A 19,434-nucleotide genomic window follows, 5' to 3' on the forward strand; every position below is an offset into this window, starting at 1 on the left:
GAAAAGGCGATCGCTCAGCGGGCGCGTGGTGAGAGGTGAGCCAGCAGGCCGAGCGTGGAGGCGGAGGCGCCGGCGGGCGCGCTTTCGCCCCGCACGGCCGGTAGCAGAGCCGTCGCCATTTCCTTGCCCAGCTCCACGCCCCACTGGTCGAAGGCGTTGATGTTCCACACCGCCGCCTCGACGAACACGCGGTGTTCATAGAGGGCGATGAGACGGCCCAGCGTGTAGGGGTCGAGCTGGCGATAGGCCAGGGTGACGGAGGGGCGGTCGCCGGGGAACACGCGATGGGGCGCGAGGGCCGCCACCTCCGCTTCGGGCAGTCCCTTGGCGCGCAGCTGCGCGGTTGCTTCCTCCAGGGTGCGGCCCCGCATCAGCGCCTCGGACTGCGCGAGGCAGCTTGCCACCAGCAGCTCATGGTGCGCGCGCAGCTGCGGCTCGTGCCCCTCGGCGGCAATGAGGAATTCCACGGGCACGATTTCGGTGCCCTGGTGCAGCAGCTGAAAAAAGGCGTGCTGGGCATTGGTGCCCGGCTCGCCCCAGACGATGGGGCCGGTGGGCTGGCCCACAGGCTGCCCATCCCGGGTCACGCTCTTGCCGTTGCTCTCCATGTCGAGCTGCTGGAGATAGGCGGGCAGGCGCGCCAAGCGCTGGTCATAGGGGATTACGGCGCGGCTGACATAGCCGCACACATCGCGGTGCCACAGGCCGATCAGGGCCAGCAGAACCGGCAGGTTGTCCTCGAACGGCGCGGTGCGGAAGTGGTGGTCCATGGCCTCCGCGCCGGCGAGCAGCTCGCGGAAGCGCTCGGGCCCGATGGCCAGCATCACCGGCAGGCCGATGGCCGACCACAGGGAATAGCGACCACCCACCCAGTCCCAAAAGGCGAAGGTGCGGGCGGCGGAGATGCCGAAGGCCTGCACCTTGTCCGTGGCGGTGGAGACAGCCGCGAAATGGGCACCGACGGCATCCTCGCCCAGCGCGCCCGCGATCCACCCGCGCGCCGTGCGGGCATTGCACATGGTCTCCACAGTGGTGAAGGTCTTGGACGCCACGATGAAGAGGGTGCGCGCGGGATCCAGCCCCTTGAGCGTGTCGGCGATGTGGGCGCCATCCACATTGGAGACGAAATGGCAGCGCGGACCATCATGATAAGGCGCGAGCGCGAGCGTGGTCATGGCCGGGCCAAGATCGGACCCTCCAATGCCGATATTGACCACATCCGTAAAGGTGTTTCCGGTGGCGCCCCTGAGGCTCCCGTCCCGGACCGCGCGGGCGAAGGCGGCAAGATGCTCCAGGCTGGCGCGAACCTCGGCCTTCACATCCACGCCGTCGAGCATGAGCGGCGCGGGCGTGCTGTCGCGCAGGGCCACATGCAGAACCGCGCGGTGCTCGGTGGCATTGATCCGCTCGCCGGCGAACATGGCATCGCGCTGGCGCGCCACGCCGGCCACCTCCGCCACCCGCAGCAGCAGCGCCAGGGCATCGGCATCCAGCTCGGTCTTGGAGAAGTCGAGCAGCAAATCTCCCAGGCTGCGCGAGAAGGACTCGAAGCGGCGCGGTTCCGCATTGAGCTCGCGCAGCGGGCGGCGGGTGGCCGCCCGGGTGGAGGAAAGCATGCGCCAGAGGGGTTGAGTCGCGGTCATGGACGAAGCGGTCCTTGGACCATCCGCCGGCCGCAGGGCAGAACCCTGCGGATCCTCGGAAGCCGGTCTCACGGGGGTTGAGGTACCGAGGCTCTTCATGCCCCCGGACGTTGACCGCAGTACGTCGCTCATGTGCCGTGACTGCCCGATTGAAGGCGATTGCGTGGTGGAGTGATGACCCAAGGGCGTCTTCGAGCGCAGTGGATCCCAGCTCGTATCAAGAAAACGCGTCAACTCAACAGGCTAAAGCATCTCTCCGATTCCGCGAAACGGGGACATGCCTGGGCGGCAGCGCAGCGTCCTGCCTGCCGTGCCCGCGCGCCGACCATGCGCCCGTGCCCCCGAAATCGCGCGGAAAGCGCATTCCCGATCCGGCTCCTATAGCACGCCCTGGTTGGGCCGCATCCGGGGGGACGAGAGAATTCACCGCAAGCGGATCTTGAGGCTTCTGGATCTTGAGGCTGCCGGCGAGAGTCGGGTGGCGAGGAGGGCAGCGATCCTTGGTGACCGAGTCCCCCCGGTGGCGCCTTGCAGCAAGGGCGGGCGCAGCTGTGCCTTGCGAGGGATGCGTCCGAAGCACACGGAGCGATGGGGCGGGAGCTTTGGGGTGAGTCGCGGCGCGAGGCCCTCGGCCCGCGGGCGGACGGTGCCGGTCCATCGCCTTAACGCCACGTCCGGCGCGGAGTCGCGGCCAGGAAAATGCGGACAGGCGGCGAGGACATCGTCGCTTTGCGGCGGGTCTGAAACTGAGGTCACGCGAAAATCCGCGCAGGTCAGCCGCGCGGATTGCAAACGTCACGAGATCGGTCCCGAATCGGAAATGTCGCCCCGCTTTGAAACGAGACGGCAGGGCCGGTCCGAAGACTCAGCGGCTGCGCGGCTTGGAGGGCAGCAGGCCCTCGCGCTGGGCGCGCTTGCGAGCCAGCTTGCGGGCGCGGCGGATGGCCTCGGCCTGCTCGCGGGCGCGCTTCTCGGACGGCTTCTCGTAATGACCACGCAGCTTCATCTCGCGGAAGATCCCTTCGCGCTGCATCTTCTTCTTGAGCGCCTTCAGGGCCTGATCAACATTGTTGTCGCGGACGAGAACTTGCACGTGTTTGCCTCTTCGAGCTGTTGCGCCGATCCGGTGCGGAAATGATCTGGAACTCCGAACCTTGGGGCAGAGCGCCATGCGGCGACCATGCGGCATGTCCGAAGGAGCCGCTCTATTATCAGACAAGCGGAAGGTTGTCCACTCGCCTGCGCGAGGGGCCTTTCACCCGCGAAGCCTTGCGCCGGCTTATTATCCCGCGCTCGCGAGCGCCTCACCGAAGGGCGGGGGGCTCTCCGGGGCGGTATCCCAGAGAAAGCGGATCACCGGCGGGCGGGGCAGGGTGGCACCGTGGAAGCGATACTTCGGGACCGGGGGTAATCCCGCCTGGGGGCGGCGGTGGCGCTGGGCGGCACGGCAGAGCGCGTCCAGTTCATCCCGCAGCTCCACATCATGGAAGAAGGCCTGCGCGATCTTCAGCCCGCGGATGAAGCGAAGCTCGATCTCGATGAGCCGCCAGCCACAGAAGCGACCCGACCGCGCCATCTGGAGGGCTGTCTGGCGGATGTCGAGCAAAGCTTCGCCGTTGGCCATTCGGGTTCCCCCGCTGCCGAAAAGAAACGCAGTGACTGATTCGCTAACGGTTGTATCACACCGTGAGTCGGGGGTGTCAGCAGCTTTTGTCGGGAATGTGGGAACAGCCGGAATCATCGGGCCAGATGCGGTTCACATGACCCATCTTGCGACCCGGCCGGGCCTCGGCCTTGCCATACAGATGCAGGTGCGCGCCGGGCTCGGCGAGCAGCTCATGCCAGGTGGAGACGTCATCCCCGATCAGGTTGGTCATCTCCACGCGGCCGATGCGACCGGTTTCACCCAGGGGCCAGCCGGCGATGGCGCGCACATGCTGTTCGAACTGGGAGGTGATGGCGCCGTCCTGGGTCCAGTGCCCGGAATTATGCACGCGGGGGGCGATCTCATTGACGATCACCCGCTCCTGGGCGCCACGGCCGACCACGAACAGCTCGACCGCGAATACGCCCACATAATCCAGGGCGCCGGCGATGGCGCAGGCGCAGGCGCGGGCCTGCCGCGCCGCGGCCGGGCTCACTTCCGCGGGCACCGTCGAGGTGTGCAGGATGTGGTTGCGATGGACGTTCTGGGTCACTTCATAAGCCGCGAAGGCGTCGTCGGAGCGCCGGGCGGCGATGATGGAGACCTCGCGCTCGAACGGCACGAACCCTTCCAGGATGGCGCTTTGCCGGCCGATGGCGTCCCAGGCGGAGGCGAGGTCGTCGCCGGGGCGCAGCGTCACCTGGCCCTTGCCGTCATAGCCGAAGCGGCGGGTCTTCAGCACTGCGGGCAGGCCGAGGGCGGCCACCGCCCGGTTCAACCCCTCCAGGTCGTCCACGGCGGCGAACGGCGCGGTCTCTATGCCAAGGCCGTTGACGAAGGTTTTTTCCTGCAGCCGGTCCTGGCTCACCGCCAGCGCGCGGGGGCCGGGCCGCAGCGGCACGCGGGCCGCGAGGAATTCGGCCGTGTCCAGGGGCACGTTCTCGAATTCATAGGTCACCGCCTGCACCATGCCGGCGAAGCGGGCGAGAGCCTCCCAATTGTCATAGGCGGCGCACACATGGGCGTCGCTGACCTGGAAGGCGGGGCTGCCCGCCTCCGGGCAGAAGATGATGCTTTTGAGGCCGAGCTGAGCGGCTGCGAGCGCGGTCATGCGACCGAGCTGGCCTCCGCCGAGGATGCCGATGGTGTCGCCGGGCTGAAGCATGGTCTCAGACGGGCTGTTCCGCGACGGCGGCCGTGCGTTCGGCCCGCCACGCCTCCAGCCGCTCGGCCAGGGCATCGTCGGACCCGGCCAGCACGGCGGCGGCGAGCAGCGCCGCATTGACGGCGCCGGCCTTGCCGATGGCGAGCGTGCCCACGGGCACGCCGGCTGGCATCTGGACGATGGAATAGAGGCTGTCGAGCCCCGACATGGCTTTTGATTCCACCGGCACGCCGAACACCGGCAGGGTGGTGAGGGCGGCCACCATTCCCGGCAGGTGCGCGGCACCGCCGGCTCCGGCGATGATCACCTTGAAGCCCTCCGCCCTGGCGCTCTTGGCGAAGGCGTACATGCGATCTGGCGTGCGATGGGCCGAGACGATCCGCGCGTCGCAGGGAACGTCGAGCGCCTGCAGCGTCTCGACGGCGTGGCGCATGGTTTCCCAATCGGACTGGCTGCCCATGATGACGGCCACCGGCCGCGATCCCATTTCGATCATCCTCAGCAAACGCAAAGCGCGCCTTTATCGGATCGTCGCGGCTCGGGCAAGGCCCGTTCGCGGATCCGAACGCATCACGATGGAATTTCCGGGCGTCAGGCGGGATGGTTCAACGGGCCGGGAGGCTCGTAGCCGGCGCCGTCGGGCAGGTGCAGCACGCTGCTGGCGTGGGCGACGGCGGTGCGGTTGCGCCCCTCGGTCTTCGCGGCATAAAGCGCGACGTCCGCAGCCTTGAGGAACTGGTCCACGGTCTCGCCGGTCCGGTATTGGGCGAGGCCGAGGGAGATGGTGACGCTGACGGGCCCGCCCGAGGGCACGGGCACCTGCATGCCCGCCACCTTTGTGCGCAGGACCTCGGCCATGGCCCAGGCCTGGGGCGCCGCGGTCGCGGGCAGGATGACGACGAACTCCTCCCCGCCGAGCCGCGCGGCCTGCCCGGGACCCTGGCGGACGAGGGCGGACACCGCGCGCAAAACACAGTCGCCGGCATCGTGGCCGCGCGAATCGTTGATTCGCTTGAAGTGGTCGATGTCGAACATCACCAGCGACACCGGTTTTTCGGCGGTTGCGGCCGAGCAGATGTTCTGGGCGCGCTCGAAAAAGGCGCGGCGGTTCAGCAGCTCGGTGAGGGGGTCCACGGTGGCGAGGCGAATCAGCTCGCGGCGGGCCTGGTTCAGGCGTTCGGCGGCGCGTAGGCGGGCGAACAGCTCGGCCGGCACGGGCGGCTTCGCCACGAAGTCGTCGGCGCCCGAATCGAGGGCCTCGATCAGCTGGTGCCCATCGGCATTGGACGACATGGCGATGACGTAGAGCGGCCGGCCTTCATTGGCGATCAGCCGCGCTTCCCAGCACAGTTCCAGCCCGGAGATATGGGGCAGCTCGAAGCTGGTCAGCAGCACGTCGAGGGGATAGCCCGAGCGCAGGTATTCTAGGGCGGTGGCGCCGTCGGAGAAGGTCACAACCTCGTGTCCAGCCTGCGCCAGCGTCTGGCTGATGAGCTTCAGCGAAACGCGACTGGAATCCACCAGAACGATTTGCATCTCAGTCGCCGTGTCTCGCCGTGTGACGCGCGGGCCGTGGCTCCCGCAGCGCGGGGGCGGCCGCCTGGGGAGCTGCAGAAGGATGAGCCGGAAGCGTGCCTGCGTACCGGCCAACCTGCAAGCCTATTTCCCGCAATACTTGCGCGCGTCAAGCGGGTCTTGAGCACAAGACCCGGCATATTTAGCCCTCATCGCCAGCGGCGATGCAGCCAGAGCCACTGTTCGGGGTGTTCGCGCACCCAGCCCTCGACGATGGAGGTGACCGCCTGCATGGCCCCGACCACGTCGATCTTGCCCTCGACATCGCGGGGCAGAGCCACTTCCTCGGTGATCTCGATGCGGAACCGGGCGCCCGGCAGACGGACGACGCGCATGCCATGCACCGGGCAGTCAAACTGGCGGGCGAGGCGTGCCAGGGTGGGATTGGTGGCGCAGGGGCGGCCGAAGAACATGACTTCCGGGCCACCGGTCCAGTACTGGTCCACCAGCATGCCGATATGCTGGCCGTCGGCGAGCATGCGCGCCATGAGGCGTCCGGCATCGCGGCCGGCGCGGATGAGGCCCGGCATGGTGCCCGAGCGCATCTCCTCGATCAGCTCGGCGGCTTTCCTGTTGTTGGGCGCCCGATAGAGCACCCCGCCGGGCACATGGAACGCAGCCCCGGCGATAGCGCACAGCTCCCAGTCGCCCGTGTGAGCGGTGAAGAACAAGGCAGGGCGGCCATCGTCGCGCAGGCGTTCGAAGATCTCGGCCCCCTTCACCTCGATGCGGCCGGTATTGGGATGCGCCGGATCATAGTCCCACAGGCGATCCTGCTGGGCGAAGTCCGCGGTGAGTCGGCCCAGATTGGCCCAGATGCCGCCCACCAGGCGCTCGATCTCCTGCTCGTTCTTCTCCGGAAAGGCGGCCTTGAGGTTGCGCCGCGCGGTGTTGCTCACCGGGAAGAAAGGGCCCACCAGCCACGCCCAGAACGCCATGCCGCCGGACGAGAGCCAGTGCGGCCAAAGGCGCAGCCACCAGATGGAGAAGCGCACATAGCCGCCCACGATCGCTTCCGCCACGGGCGTGAGGCGGGACTTGAGGCGGCGAATGAGGGTCTCAGGGCGAGGCAAGGCGCGGCACCGGCTGGCAAGAAGAAAGGCGCGGGCGCGCAGGAGCCGAGCCCCGGCCGCGCCCGTCGCGATGAGCGTTCAGAACTTCACGACAATCTTGCCGAAGACGCGGCGGCTTTCGAGCCGCTCCAGGCCTTCGTTGAAGTTCTCGAGGGGCACGACCGTGTCGATCACCGGCTTCACGCCGCGCCCCATCTTTTCCAGGCCATCGGAGACATTCTTGATGGTGGCGCCGAACGAGCCGAAAATCTTGTACTGGCGCTGGAAGAGCTGCATCAGATTCATCTGCACGCTCACACCCGAGGTGGAACCGCAGGTCACGAGCCGCGCGCCGGGCTTCATGGAGAGCAGGGAGGCGTTCCAGGTGTCCGCGCCCACATGCTCGAACACCACGTCCACGCCCACCTTCTTGGTGATCTTGCGCACCTCGTGCTCGAACCGGTCCTTGCGGTAATTGATGACGTGATCGGCACCCAGCGCCTTGGCCTTCTCGGCCTTCTCGTCGTCGCCCACGGTGGTGATGACCATGGCGCCCACATCCTTGGCGAGGCGGATGGCCGCCGAGCCGATGCCCGAGCCGCCGGCGTGCACGAGCACGGTTTCGCCCTCCACCAGCTTGGCATTGTCGAACAGCATGTGCTCGACGGTGGAGAAGGTGATGCCCGCGCAGGCGGCATCCTCGAAGGAGATGCCGTCGGGAGCGGGGATCACCAGGCGCTCGGGCATGTTGATGATGTCGCGGGCGAAGCCGTCAATGTGAAAGCCCAGCACGCCGCCCACGTTTTCACACAGGTTGTCGCGCCCGGCGAGGCAGTTCTTGCAGTGGCCGCAGGTCATGGCGCCGTACATGGCTACCGTCTGGCCCACCTTCAGGCCGCGCACATCGGCGCCCAGGGCCACGATCTCGCCGGCGGCCTCGGCGCCGACCACGAGCGGCATCTTGCGCTTGGCGAAGGCCATGCCGCGCCAGCCCCACACGTCGATATGGTTGAGCGCCAGCGCCTTCACGCGGATCTGCACCTCACCGGCGCCGGGCGCCTCGGGTTCGGGCAGGGTCACGATTTCGAGCTTGCGGTCGGAGACGAGCTGGAGGCCACGCATGTTGTTCTCTGTTGTTTCGGGTCAGCGGTGGGCGGGCAGGGCGGCGGAAAGCCCTCCATCCACCGGCAGGACGGCACCGGTCATATAGCCCGCGCCGGGGGAGAAGAGGAAGGCCGCCACCTGCGCCACGTCGTCGGGGGTGGCGAAGCGGCCGGCCGGAATCTGCGCCTCCATCCTGGCACGATAGTCCGCATACTTTTCCAGCATGGCGGTATCGATGAAGCCGGGGGCGATATAGTTCGCCGTCACCCCGCGCCGCGCGGTCTCGATAGCAAGGCCGCGCACATGGGCGAGCAGGGCGGCCTTGGAGGCCGCATAGGCCACATTGCCCGGATTGGCCTGCAGCGCCGCCACCGAGCCGATGGCCACGATGCGCCCTTCGCGCGCCCGCGTCATCGGCCGCACCAAGGCGCGGGCGATGCGCGCGAAGGCGAAGTGGTTCACCTGCATCACGCCTTCCGCCTTGTCCTGGTCCATCATGGCGGCCAGCGTGTCATAGGAGGCGCCGGCATTGTGGCAGAAGCCATACCAGGTCTCGCCTTCCTCCAGCGCCTGGGCGAAGGCGTCCACCGCCGCACGGTCCGCGAGATCGAGGGCGATCGCGGAGAGCTGCGCCTCAGGGTGCGCGGCGCGGATCTCCGCCATGAGGGCTTCCGCCTCCGAGATGGCCGAGCGGTAGGTGAAGGTGACGGCATAGCCCGCGGCCACCAGCTGGCGCACGATAGCGGCGCCGAGGCCCCGGCCGCCGCCGGTGACGAGGATGGGTTTCATCTGGGGCACCATGCGTTCACCGCCCACGCCGGGACGGGGGCGTCAGGGAAGGGGCGGATGGGGTATCGCACGGCGCGGGACCGCAGGGCAGGGAATTGCCGCTGTCCGCGCAGGCCGGCCTGGCATTGTGCTGGCACAAGCACAGTTCCGCGAGCCGGCACGGTCGGGCGGATGTGGCGCTTCCCCGCCATCGTCCGCCCCCGCAAATGGGAGAGGGGGCGGGTTGCCCCTGAATGGCCGCTGCACGAATGCATGGCGCGCGGGCAGGAGGCGTTCAGGCCGGATGCGTCGCGGGCGCGCGGTCGCGGTCGGCTCACGCCGGCTCGCCCGCCAGCACCAGACACACATTTTGGCCGCCGAAGCCGAACGAGTTGGAAATTACCCGCTTCACCACGGCATCGCGCGCCACGTTGGGCACCACGTCCAGCGGAATGGCCGGATCGGGGATGTTGTAATTGATGGTGGGCGGAATGCGGCCATTGGCGATGGTGAGCAGCGACACCGCCGCCTCGATGGCCCCCGCCGCAGTCAACGTATGGCCGATCATGGACTTGTTGGAGGAGATGGGGGTCTTGGCCAGCTTCTCCTCGCTGAACACGCCCTTCAGGCCCACATATTCCATGCGGTCGTTCTCGGGGGTCGAGGTGCCGTGGGCGTTGATATAGTCCACGTCGTCGGCGGTGATGCCCGCATCGGCGAAGGCATTGCGCATGCAGCCGATGATGGGGCGCCCATCGGGATTGGAGCGGGTGCGGTGGAAATTGTCCGCCATCTCGCCGCAGCCTTCCAGCACGCCGAGAATCTTGGCGCCACGCGCCACGGCATGCTCATAGCTCTCCAGCACCAAAGCGGCGGCGCCTTCCGCCATCACGAAGCCGTCGCGGCTCTTGGCGAAGGGGCGGGAGGCCTCCCCGGGCTTGTCGTTGGCGGTGGTCAGGGCCGAAAGCAGTGAGAAGCGGATCAGCGCTTCCGGGTGCACGGAGCCGTCGGTGCCGAGGGAGAGCGCCACGTCCGTGTCGCCCCGGCGGATGGCTTCCACGCCCAGCTGGATCGCGGTGGCTCCCGACGCGCAGGCGGTGGACAGGGAAATGGGCTGGCCGCGGGTGCCGAAGCGGTCGGCCAGGCGGTCAGCCACGGAGCCGAACAGGAAGCGCTCGTGCCAGGGGCGGAACTTGCCCGAATCGGCGGCGGCGAGAAGGTCATGATAGACAATGGGGTAACGGCCCACCGCATCGGCGATCTGCCGGCGCTCGGGCCATTCCAGCTCCACCGGCGGAACAGCGGCGAAGAGGGGGCCGGGGAAGTCACCCGCCGTGCCGATGGCGGCTTCCGCAATGGCTTCCTCCACCGCCAGGGTGGCGAGCTTCTCGGAAAGATCAGGCGCGGGCACGCGGCCTTCGAACAGGAAGTCGACGGTGCCGGCGATGGTGGTGCGCATGCCCTCGATGGGGAAGCGGGTGATGGTGTGAATGCCCGATTCGCCCGCCGTCAGGCGCCGCCAATTGTCTTCCTTGCCCTGGCCGAGCGAGGTGACGAGCCCGATGCCGGTGACCACCACGATGGGCCGACCGAATTTGTCCAGATGCGCCTGCGTCATGTCGCGGCTCCCCCAATTCGAGCTGCGCCCGCCCGAGGCGCCCGTGAATGGCTGGATCGGCCCGGCGCGCATCCGCATCGCGCGCGGCCGGTGGCCGATCTCGCCGGAAAATAAGCTGAAGCCGCCCACAAGGTAAATGAGCGGTTTACCAACCGTCCGCCTTTCGCGAAGCCGCATCTTCGCAAAAGGTACTGAAATGGCGAAACGCCCGGATCGGCCGAGGTGCTCGGCCGATCCGGGCGCGTGTCGCTCACTCTTCCGCGCGGAAGGGCATGCCCCGGGCCACGCGGAACATGAAGGCGCCGCGCGCCCTCAGATCTTTTCCACCACGCCGGCGCCTTCGCCGCGCCAATGACCGACCGAGGTGACCACCACGCGGTCCACCCCATCTGCCGCCTTCTCCAAAGGGTCCCCCGGGAGGGCCGGATAGAGCGCGCCCTTGGACACGCACAGGGCGGCGAGGGCGAGGCCGGCGATAAACTGGGCCTCAAAGCCATGGCCCATGCGATTGGCCACGGCTCGCACCGGCAGGCCGGTGGTGGCGATGGCTTCCGCCTCGGGCGCCGTGGCGGCCCGTGCGCCGGTGGCGCAGGAGATGATGGCGCTGGCGCCGTCGGTCCCCGCAGTGGTGAGCAGCGCGCGCACCTTGTCGCGCACCGCGCCGTCCAGCTGCCGCCGCGCCCGCTCGGACCAGACGCCGGAGAGCTTGGCGATGGGCGTGGCGCCGCGCGCGGTTGCATGCTCCGGCGATTCGAGCACCAGGAAGGCGCCCATGGAGCCTGCCGCGATGCCCGGTTCCGGGCTGGAGAAGACCGGACGGAACTCGCCCTTCAGGCAGAAATCGTCCAGGTCGTTGAGGAGCATGGTGTCCTCGCGCTCGGCATTGTAGGCGCCGCCCACGAGGCCGATCTCGCTCTGGCCCGCGGCGATGCGGGCATAGGCGATGCGCACCGCGTCCACACCCGCGCTCTCCTCGCCCATGAAGGTGCGGGACGAGCCCGTGACCCCGTGCACGATGGAGATGTTGCCGGCGAGCAGGTTGGAGAGCTGCGCCAGCGACAGGGTTGGCCGCAGGTCCGAGAGCAGTCGCTCATTGAGCAGCCGGCCGGGATCGTTGGAGGTGGACAGGTCGTTGAGGATGGCGGCATCCACGGCGAAGTCACGCTCGCCGCCGCCCGCCGCCACGATCATGTCGGTCTTGGACAGGATCTCGGTGTTCTTGGCGATGCCGGCCGCGTCCAGCGCGAGGCCGGCCGCATAGGTGCCGATGCGCTGCCACGGCTCCATCTGCCGCTGATCACCCCTTTTGGGGATCTGCGTGTCGAAGTTCACCTTGACCAGGGGGTGCACCACATACGGCGCGAACGTGGTCGCGTCGGTGACGGGTGCCTGGCCGTTGGTCAGAGCGTCCCAGTGGGCCTCGAGGCCCTCACCCAGTGAGGAGACGAGCCCGACGCCCGTAATCCACACCTCACGCCGCGTGGCGCGCGCATCAGGCATCAGCAAAGTCCGTCAGGGGAAAGTTAACGTGCTCGGCCACCTTCATGACCACCGCCTTCATCTTGCCTTCCGGCCAGGGCAGCACGCGGAAGGTGAGCTCGGCGGAGCACACCAGCTTGCCTTCGAGCAGGCCCTGGGTGCGGGCCACCACAAAGCCGGAGCCCTCGTGCAGGATCTCGGAATGAAGGTCGAGATTCTGCCCGGGCACCACGAAGGTGCGCAGCTTGCCTTCCTTCACCGTGGCGAGGAAAGGCATCTTCTCAAAGCGGTTGCGCGCCAGGATGAGCCATCCGGTGGTCTGCGCCATGGCTTCGATGAGGAGCACACCGGGCATGATCGGGTGACCGGGGAAATGCCCCTCGAAGATGGAGCTTTCCTGCGGCACCAGGCCCTGGCAATGGATTTTATTGAGCGACGGGTCGATGGAAACGACCCGGTCGATCATCTTGAAGACTTCAGGACGCATGGGCTCCGTCCGGTCTCGCGCGGTTTAGATTCAAGTCGAACTCAAGCCGCCTTGGCGGCCACCAGCTCGTCGATGCGCGCGCACAGGTTCTTGAGCACGAAATACTGCTCGGTGGTGGCCTTGCCGTCGTTCACTTCCTGGGTCCACTGCTCCAGCGGCAGCTTGATGCCGAACGCCTTGTCGATGGCGAAGGCGATGTCCAGGAAGTCGAGGCTGTCGATGCCCAGATCGTCGATGGCGTGGCTGTCCGGCGTGATGGTGTCCCGCGGGATATCGCACGTTTCCGCGATGATGTTGGCCACCGTGTCGAACGTGGAAGACATGGACTGACGCCTCTCGTGTACTGGCCGTTCCCCGCCGCACCCGCGTCTTGCGGGCGGCGCGCTGCCGACGGCCACGGCCGAAGGTGCGGCCGGATGGCCCTAGGATGAGTTGACGGCCCCTATAGCGAACGCTTGCCGAGGTTTCAATGGCCCCGCCTTGCAGGTGCCCGCGCGACCTTACGTCAACTGATCCCGCCGCGTGGACTTGTCATCGCACGTCGCACCGCGCCCCGCAAGCGTCAGGCGGCGAACGCGCGCTCGATCAGAAGGTCGCAGATGCTGGAAATTTCGTTGGTACCGAACAATCCGCGCGGCTGGGCGAGACGGGTGGCGGCGAAGTGCTCCGCAACCTCAGCCGGGGCGGTGCGGGCGAGCGCGGCCGTAGCGGAAAGATTGGCGAGGGTCTGGGCCGCGCGCCGGGCATGGGCCTCGGAAGGGGTGTAGGGGCCGATGAGTCGGGTCAGCTCCTCGGCGGCGGCGTGCACGCCCGGCAGGCCGGCGGCCTCGCTCTTCAGCTCGGTGAGGAGGGTCTGGAGGGCGTCGGGCTCGCGCGTGGCCGCGCGCAACAGGTCGAGGGCCACCACGTTACCGGAGCCCTCCCAGATGGCGTTCACGGGCGCTTCCCGGTAGAGGCGGGGCATCAGGCCCTCCTCGACGTAGCCATTGCCGCCCAGCGCCTCCATGGTCTCGAAAATGAAGCCGGGCGCGGCCTTGCAGATGGCGAACTTCACCGCCGGAGTCAGCAGCCGCGCGCGTGCCGCCTCCATGCTGTTCAGGCCGCCATTGCCGGCGCCGGCCTCGAAGCTCTCGGCCAGGCGCATGGCCAGGGCGGTGCTCGCCTCCGCCTCCAGGGCGAGGTCGGCGAGCACCATGCCCATGGCGGGCTGATCCACCAGGCTGCGCCCAAAGGCGCGGCGGTGGTGCGCATGGTGTAGGGCGAGGGTGAGCGCCAGCCGCATCAGGCCGGCGGAGGACACCGCGCAATCCAGCCGCGTCAGCTGCACCATCTGGAGGATGGTGCGCACGCCGCGTCCTTCCTCCCCCACCCGCCAGGCGAAGGCCCGGTCGAACTCCACCTCGGACGAGGCATTGGAGCAGTTGCCAAGCTTGCGCTTCAGCCGCATCAGCCGCAGCCCATTGATGGCGCCATCGGGCCGGAAGCGGGGAATGAGGAAGCAGGTGAGGCCCGCCGGCGCCTGGGCGAGCACCAGGAAGGCGTCGCTCATGGGGGCGGAGAAGAACCATTTATGGCCGGTGATCTCATATTCGTCGGCGGTCACCGGCACGGCGCGGCTGACATTGGCGCGCACGTCGCTGCCGCCCTGCTTTTCCGTCATGCCCATGCCGATGGTGACGCCGGCCTTCTCCCAGAAGGGCAGGAAGCGGCTATCGTAGCAGCGAGAGCGGATGCGCGGCAGCCAGGCGCGCAGTAGATGCGGCGCCGCAGCCAGGGCCGCTGGGGCGGCATGGGTCATGGTGAGCGGGCAGACGTGGCCCGCCTCCACTTGGCTGACCACATAGAGCAGGGCCGCGCGGCGGCGGTGCAGGGGGCGCCCGGCCACATCCCAGCTGGAACAATGCAGGCCGGCGGACATGCTGGCCGCCATCAGCGTGTGGTAGGCGGGGTGGAACTCCACCATGTCGCAGCGCCGGCCTTGGGGGTCGTGGCTGTGCAGCAGTGGCGGGTTCTCGTTGGCGAGGCGCCCCAGCGCCAGCCGGTCGATGCTGCCCCACTCGGCCCCGAAGGCGCACAGCGCCTCCGCGTGGCCGGCCGCCTCGACGCTGTCCATCAGTGGCGTGTCGAGGGTGGCGAGATTCAGGTCGCCGAAGGGCGGCGCCTGATTGAACACCTCATCGGTGAAGCGCGGCTGATCCATGGCATTCCCCCACTTGGTCGCTTGTGCCGCGCCCTTGCGGAAAGGATGCGGGCAGCAGGGGGAGAGTGCAAGGAGTTATTATGGTCCTCTTCCGGTTGTACCTCAGATCGGTCCGTTGAAGGTATTGCACTGCTGCATGGAGCCGCTCTTGAGGCCGCGCGTGAACCAGGAGACCCGCTGGCGGGAGGTGCCGTGGGTAAAACTGTCCGGCACGGCATAGCCCTGGGAGCGCTTTTGCAGCTTGTCGTCACCGATGGCGCTGGCGGCGTTGAGCGCCTCTTCCACGTCGCCTTCCTCCAGGATCCGGTAACGGGCATTGGCGTGGTAGGCCCACACCCCGGCGAGGCAGTCGGCCATCAGCTCCACGCGCACGGAAAGGGCGTTGGCCTCGGCGCGGGAGCCGGCGCGGGCCTGGGCCTGCTGCACCTTGGGCAGGATGCCGACGAGGTTCTCCACATGGTGGCCGACCTCGTGGGCGATCACATAGGCGGCGGCGAAGTCACCGGGCGCGTTGAAGCGGCTCTTCATCTCCTGGAAGAAGGAGAGATCGAGATAAACCTTCTGGTCCAGCGGGCAGTAGAACGGCCCCATGGCCGCCTGCGCGCCGCCGCAGGCCGAGCGGGTGGAGCCGGAGAACAGCACCAGCTTGGGGTCCTGATAGGCCTTGCCGTCGGCGCGGAAGATCTCGGTCCACACATCCTCGGTCTGGGCGAGAACGGCCGCGGCGAAGCGGCCCAGCTGGTCCTTGGGTGCGCCTTGGCTGGCGCTCTGCTGGCCCTGTTGGCGCTGCGGCAGGGTTTGCTGCTGCTGGCCGCCCATGCCGTTGATGGCCTCGAGCCCGCCGATGAGCACCGCCGGGTTGATGCCCAGCGCCCAGCCGATCAGGCCGACGATGATGATGGTGCCGATGCCGAGGCCGCCGCGCCCGCCCGGCATCTGGAAGCCGCCGCCGCCCTGGCCGCGCCGGTCCTCCACATTGTCGCTGGAGCGATAGTCCTCCCAACGCATCGGCTGTTCTCCTGCACGCGTCGCGCTGGCCGCACCGCGACGTCTCGTCCGTCCGGGGGCGGCTATCCGGCGCCGTGGAGGCTCCGGGCGCCACCGGGCTCCACGCTGCGTTCTGTGTTACACCGCGCGCCGCGCGCTCACCACCCTTGCGACATCGCTCAAGGGGCAGGGCCTGTTCCCGGCGGGGCGATCGGGCGCGCGATGGCGCAGGCGAGAAGGGGGCGAGGGATGCCCAGGGGACGGGGGACCACGGGTGGGCAGACGAGGCTCGGCCCGCTGATCGATGGCTTCACGCCGCTCGATTTCAGCCGCGAGCGGGCGCACATGGCCGCCGGCCTGCTGCCGGTGGCGGGCGCCGACGAGGTGGGGCGCGGGCCGCTGGCCGGTCCGGTGGTGGCTGCGGCGGTGATCCTCGATCCCGAACGCGTGCCGCAGGGCCTCAACGATTCGAAGAAGCTTTCCGCGGCACGGCGGGAGAAGCTCTATGCGGAGATCTGCGCCACGGCCGAAGTGGCGGTGAGCCTGGCCCCGCCCGCGCGCATCGATCGCGACAATATCCGCCAGGCCACCTTGTGGGCGCTGGCCCAGGCGGCGGCGGGGCTGCCCCGCCATCCTGCGCTGCTGCTGGTGGACGGCAATGATCCGCCGCCGGCGGCCTGCGCGGTGGAAGCCATCGTGGGCGGGGATGCCTGCGTCGCCTCCATCGCCGCCGCCTCCATCGTCGCCAAGGTGGTGCGCGACCGGCTGATGGTGCAGCTCGGCATGGCCTTTCCGGCCTATCATTTCGAGAGCCACAAGGGCTACGGCAGCAAAGCCCATTTGCAGGCACTGAAGGCGCATGGCCCCTGCCCGCACCATCGCTTTTCGTTCGCCCCCGTCCGCGAGCAGCAACTGCGGCTGTTCGGGGCCGACGGGGAGGAGTAAGGCGGCTTCCAGCGGGGTGGACACCGGTTCGCCTCAGGGCCGGGCGCCGTCCGAACAGCCTTGAGCCTGCCCCGGTTCCGCGCGACGGGGAGCGGCCCTGGCGGCGCGGCCTGCGCACGGCGCCGCGATGGTGATATGACGAGCCGGAACCGGTGGACGAGCCCCGGCCGCCGGCGATGGAGAAGCCCATGCACCGCCCTGACAACCACTTCAAGCGCGCGCTCCATGCCGGGCGCCAGCAGCTCGGCCTGTGGTGCTCCATTCCCAGTCCCATCACGGCGGAGGCGGTGGGCGCCTCCGGTTTCGACTGGCTGCTGATCGATGCCGAGCACGCGCCCAACGACGTGCCGAGCATCCTTGCGCTGCTGCAGGCCACGTCGCGTGGCACCGCCCACCCGGTGGTGCGGGTGCCGTGGAATGATCCGGTGATGATCAAGCGGGTGCTGGACCTGGGCGCCGACACCATCCTCGTGCCCATGGTGCAGAATGCCGAGGAGGCGCGCGCGGCGGTGGCCGCCACGCGCTATCCGCCCAATGGCGTTCGCGGCTTTGCCAGCAATGTGCGGGCCACCGCTTTCGGGCGCATGGGCGACTACTTCACCCGCCACGAGCAGGAAATGTGCGTGCTGGTGCAGGTGGAGACCATGGAGGCGCTGGAGCAGGTGGAGGAGATCGCCGCCGTCGAGGGCGTGGACGGCGTCTTCATCGGGCCCGGGGACCTCTCCGCGTCCATGGGCTACCTGAACCAGACCAGCCACCCGAAGGTGGTGGCGGAGATCGAATCCGCCATGCTGCGCATTCTCAGCGCCGGCAATCGGCCGGGCATCCTCACCAGCACGCCCGATCTCGCCCGCCGCTACATGGCCGCTGGCGCTGTGTTCACGGCGGTGGGCATCGACGTGATGTTGCTGGTGCGCGCCGCCGATGAGCTGGTGCGCAGCTATCGGGAATAGCGGCGGCCGCGTCCCCACGGCAGAGTGTCCCGCCGGTCCGATCCTGGCGGGGGCCTGTCCTCAGCCCCGCAGGGCGCGGCGGATGACCTTGCCGGTGGTGGTGAGCGGCAGCTCGTCCGCGAACACGATCTCACGCGGATATTCATAGGCGGCGAGGCGCGTGCGGACGAAATCCTGGATCTCCGCCACCAGGCTGTCGGAGGCGCTGTAGCCCGGTGTCAGCACCAGCACCGCCTTCACGATCTCGGTGCGCAGCGGGTCCGGCTTGCCCACCGCCGCCGCCAGCGCCACCGCCGGATGGCGCAGCAGGGTGTCCTCGATCTCCGCCGGGCCGATGCGGTAGCCGGCGGAGGTGATGATGTCGTCATCACGGCCCAGGAAGTGGAAATAGCCGTCCTCGTCCCGGCGGGCGAGATCGCCAGTGAGGAACCAGCCGTCCCGGTCGTCGGCCTCGGTGTATTTCGCGGCGGTGGCCTCGGGCCGGTTCCAGTAGGAGAGGAACATCACCGGGTCGCCGGCGCGCACCGCGATCTGCCCCATCTCGCCCGCCGCGGCGGGCTGGCCGTCCTCCTTCAGCACCGCCACCTCGTGGCCGGGGAGGGCCTTGCCGGTGGCCCCGGCGCGCGAGACGCCCAGCGCCGCGTTCGAGCCGATGACGTAGTTGCACTCCGTCTGGCCGTAGAACTCGTTCACCTGCACCCCCAGCGCCTCCCGGCTCCAGGAGAAGGTTTCCGCCCCCAGCGCCTCGCCGGCCGAGCCCACCGTGCGCAGGTCGAAGCCGAAGCGGGCCTGGGGCGAGGGCACGGCGCGCATCATCTTGAGCGCGGTGGGGGGAATGAAGGCGTTGCGCACGCCCGCCGCCGCAATGAGGGCGAAGGCCGCTTCCGGATCAAACTTGCCCTTGGGCTGCACCACCACCGGAACGCCCAGCGCCAGCGCCGGCAGCACCGTGTTGAGCAGTCCGCCGGCCCAGGCCCAGTCCGAGGGGGTCCACATGCGGTCGCCGGGATGGGGCAGGAAATCGTGGGTGAAGCGCACCCCGCTCACATGGGGCAGCAGTACGCGGTGGCCATGCAGGGCCCCCTTGGGCTGGCCCGTGGTGCCGGAGGTGTAGATCATCAGCGCCGGCGTGTCGGGCGTGGTGACGAGGCCCATGGGGCGGTCGGCTCCCGCCGCCACCAGATCCGCGAACGACAGCACGCCGTCGCGCGCGCCGTCCACGTTCACGATGAGGTCGAGCGCTTCGGGGCGGTTGGCGATCTTGGCGAGGCCGGCATCGTCGGTGACGAGGGCGCGCGCCCCGGAATCCTCGAGCCTGTAGGCGAGGGCCTCCACCCCAAAGGCGCCCGCCAGCGGCACGGCGATGGCGCCCAGCTTGTAGACGGCGAAATGGGTGGCCAGAACCTCCACCGATTGCGGCAGCAGGATGCCCACCCGATCCCCGGCCGCAACGCCCTTGGCGCGCAGCGCCTGGGCGAGGCGATTGGAGAGGGAGGAAAGGGCGCCATAGGAGAAAGGCGCGAAGCCGCCATCGGCGGGAAGGTACAAAGCGGGCCGGCCCGGCTCCTGGGCGGCCCACTGGTCGCAGGCGTGGGCGGCCATGTTGTAGGTGGCGGGCAGCGCCCAGCGGAAGGCGCGGATCAGCCCGTCATAATCGCAGATATCCGGCAACATCCGTGGAAGTCCCTGCCTCGCCGTTCAAAACGGGCGGGGACGCTAACGGCTCAAAGGCCGCGGGTCCACGAAGATTTGCCGCGACGCAAAATGCGCCTTCGCGATGCACACGCGGTGGTAGCGGCCTTCCGGAACGTGG

General features: G+C 68.7%; 18 protein-coding genes. 2 read left to right on the forward strand and 16 right to left on the reverse strand.

What is annotated here, in order from left to right; translation table 11 throughout:
• Positions 1 to 14 precede the first annotated feature (14 nt).
• From pgi to ypfJ, 15 genes are all read right to left on the reverse strand, one after another.
• Positions 15 to 1,643: a glucose-6-phosphate isomerase gene (pgi, locus tag V5F26_RS08860; RefSeq protein WP_394947469.1), complete on the reverse strand. Its 1,629-nt coding sequence runs from the start codon at positions 1,641 to 1,643 to the stop codon at positions 15 to 17.
• A gap of 865 nt (positions 1,644 to 2,508) precedes the next feature.
• A complete protein-coding gene (rpsU, locus tag V5F26_RS08865) occupies positions 2,509 to 2,736 on the reverse strand; it encodes a 30S ribosomal protein S21 (protein ID WP_234052638.1) in 228 nt (75 codons plus the stop codon).
• A gap of 189 nt (positions 2,737 to 2,925) precedes the next feature.
• A complete protein-coding gene (locus V5F26_RS08870; protein ID WP_394947468.1) occupies positions 2,926 to 3,267 on the reverse strand; it encodes a hypothetical protein in 342 nt (113 codons plus the stop codon).
• Between the two features lie 76 nt (positions 3,268 to 3,343).
• A complete protein-coding gene (locus tag V5F26_RS08875) occupies positions 3,344 to 4,453 on the reverse strand; it encodes a 5-(carboxyamino)imidazole ribonucleotide synthase (protein WP_394947467.1) in 1,110 nt (369 codons plus the stop codon).
• Between the two features lie 4 nt (positions 4,454 to 4,457).
• A complete protein-coding gene (gene purE / locus V5F26_RS08880; RefSeq protein ID WP_394947466.1) occupies positions 4,458 to 4,940 on the reverse strand; it encodes a 5-(carboxyamino)imidazole ribonucleotide mutase in 483 nt (160 codons plus the stop codon).
• A gap of 104 nt (positions 4,941 to 5,044) precedes the next feature.
• Complete coding sequence (locus tag V5F26_RS08885; protein WP_234052634.1) at positions 5,045 to 5,989, reverse strand: diguanylate cyclase; 945 nt, start codon at positions 5,987 to 5,989, stop codon at positions 5,045 to 5,047.
• A gap of 188 nt (positions 5,990 to 6,177) precedes the next feature.
• Positions 6,178 to 7,101, reverse strand: coding sequence for a lipid A biosynthesis lauroyl acyltransferase (locus V5F26_RS08890; RefSeq protein ID WP_394947465.1), 924 nt, complete (start codon positions 7,099 to 7,101; stop codon positions 6,178 to 6,180).
• A gap of 78 nt (positions 7,102 to 7,179) precedes the next feature.
• On the reverse strand, positions 7,180 to 8,202 hold the full coding sequence (locus V5F26_RS08895; RefSeq protein ID WP_394947464.1) for a zinc-binding dehydrogenase: 1,023 nt from the start codon (positions 8,200 to 8,202) through the stop codon (positions 7,180 to 7,182).
• A 21-nt stretch (positions 8,203 to 8,223) separates the two neighbouring features.
• On the reverse strand, positions 8,224 to 8,973 hold the full coding sequence (locus V5F26_RS08900; protein WP_394054724.1) for an SDR family oxidoreductase: 750 nt from the start codon (positions 8,971 to 8,973) through the stop codon (positions 8,224 to 8,226).
• Between the two features lie 313 nt (positions 8,974 to 9,286).
• Positions 9,287 to 10,570, reverse strand: a complete 1,284-nt coding sequence (locus V5F26_RS08905; protein ID WP_394947463.1) for a beta-ketoacyl-ACP synthase — start codon at positions 10,568 to 10,570, stop codon at positions 9,287 to 9,289.
• A gap of 312 nt (positions 10,571 to 10,882) precedes the next feature.
• Complete coding sequence (locus tag V5F26_RS08910; RefSeq protein ID WP_394947462.1) at positions 10,883 to 12,070, reverse strand: beta-ketoacyl-ACP synthase; 1,188 nt, start codon at positions 12,068 to 12,070, stop codon at positions 10,883 to 10,885.
• Entirely contained in the window at positions 12,063 to 12,536 is a 474-nt protein-coding gene (locus V5F26_RS08915; protein WP_394054721.1) for a 3-hydroxyacyl-ACP dehydratase FabZ family protein, read from the reverse strand. The genes V5F26_RS08910 and V5F26_RS08915 overlap by 8 nt, the downstream gene beginning before the upstream one ends.
• 41 nt (positions 12,537 to 12,577) lie before the next feature.
• Entirely contained in the window at positions 12,578 to 12,859 is a 282-nt protein-coding gene (locus tag V5F26_RS08920; protein ID WP_012113283.1) for an acyl carrier protein, read from the reverse strand.
• A gap of 239 nt (positions 12,860 to 13,098) precedes the next feature.
• The gene (locus V5F26_RS08925) at positions 13,099 to 14,736 is read right to left on the reverse strand and encodes an acyl-CoA dehydrogenase family protein (RefSeq protein ID WP_394947461.1); all 1,638 of its coding nucleotides are present in this window, start codon (positions 14,734 to 14,736) and stop codon (positions 13,099 to 13,101) included.
• A gap of 102 nt (positions 14,737 to 14,838) precedes the next feature.
• Positions 14,839 to 15,744: a KPN_02809 family neutral zinc metallopeptidase gene (gene ypfJ, locus V5F26_RS08930; RefSeq protein WP_394054720.1), complete on the reverse strand. Its 906-nt coding sequence runs from the start codon at positions 15,742 to 15,744 to the stop codon at positions 14,839 to 14,841.
• A gap of 228 nt (positions 15,745 to 15,972) precedes the next feature.
• Between ypfJ and rnhB the strand changes: the two genes are divergently transcribed.
• Positions 15,973 to 16,668, forward strand: coding sequence for a ribonuclease HII (gene rnhB / locus V5F26_RS08935; RefSeq protein WP_394947460.1), 696 nt, complete (start codon positions 15,973 to 15,975; stop codon positions 16,666 to 16,668).
• A 188-nt stretch (positions 16,669 to 16,856) separates the two neighbouring features.
• On the forward strand, positions 16,857 to 17,621 hold the full coding sequence (locus V5F26_RS08940) for an aldolase/citrate lyase family protein (protein ID WP_234052625.1): 765 nt from the start codon (positions 16,857 to 16,859) through the stop codon (positions 17,619 to 17,621).
• Between the two features lie 60 nt (positions 17,622 to 17,681).
• On the opposite strand, the gene V5F26_RS08945 is transcribed toward V5F26_RS08940, so the two are convergent.
• Positions 17,682 to 19,295 carry an AMP-binding protein gene (locus V5F26_RS08945; protein ID WP_394947459.1) on the reverse strand — a complete coding sequence of 538 codons (1,614 nt, stop codon included), beginning with the start codon at positions 19,293 to 19,295 and terminating at the stop codon, positions 17,682 to 17,684.
• Between the last annotated feature and the right edge of the window lie 139 nt (positions 19,296 to 19,434).

This window comes from Xanthobacter variabilis, assembly GCF_043831965.2.
Taxonomy (GTDB): Bacteria; Pseudomonadota; Alphaproteobacteria; order Rhizobiales; family Xanthobacteraceae; genus Xanthobacter.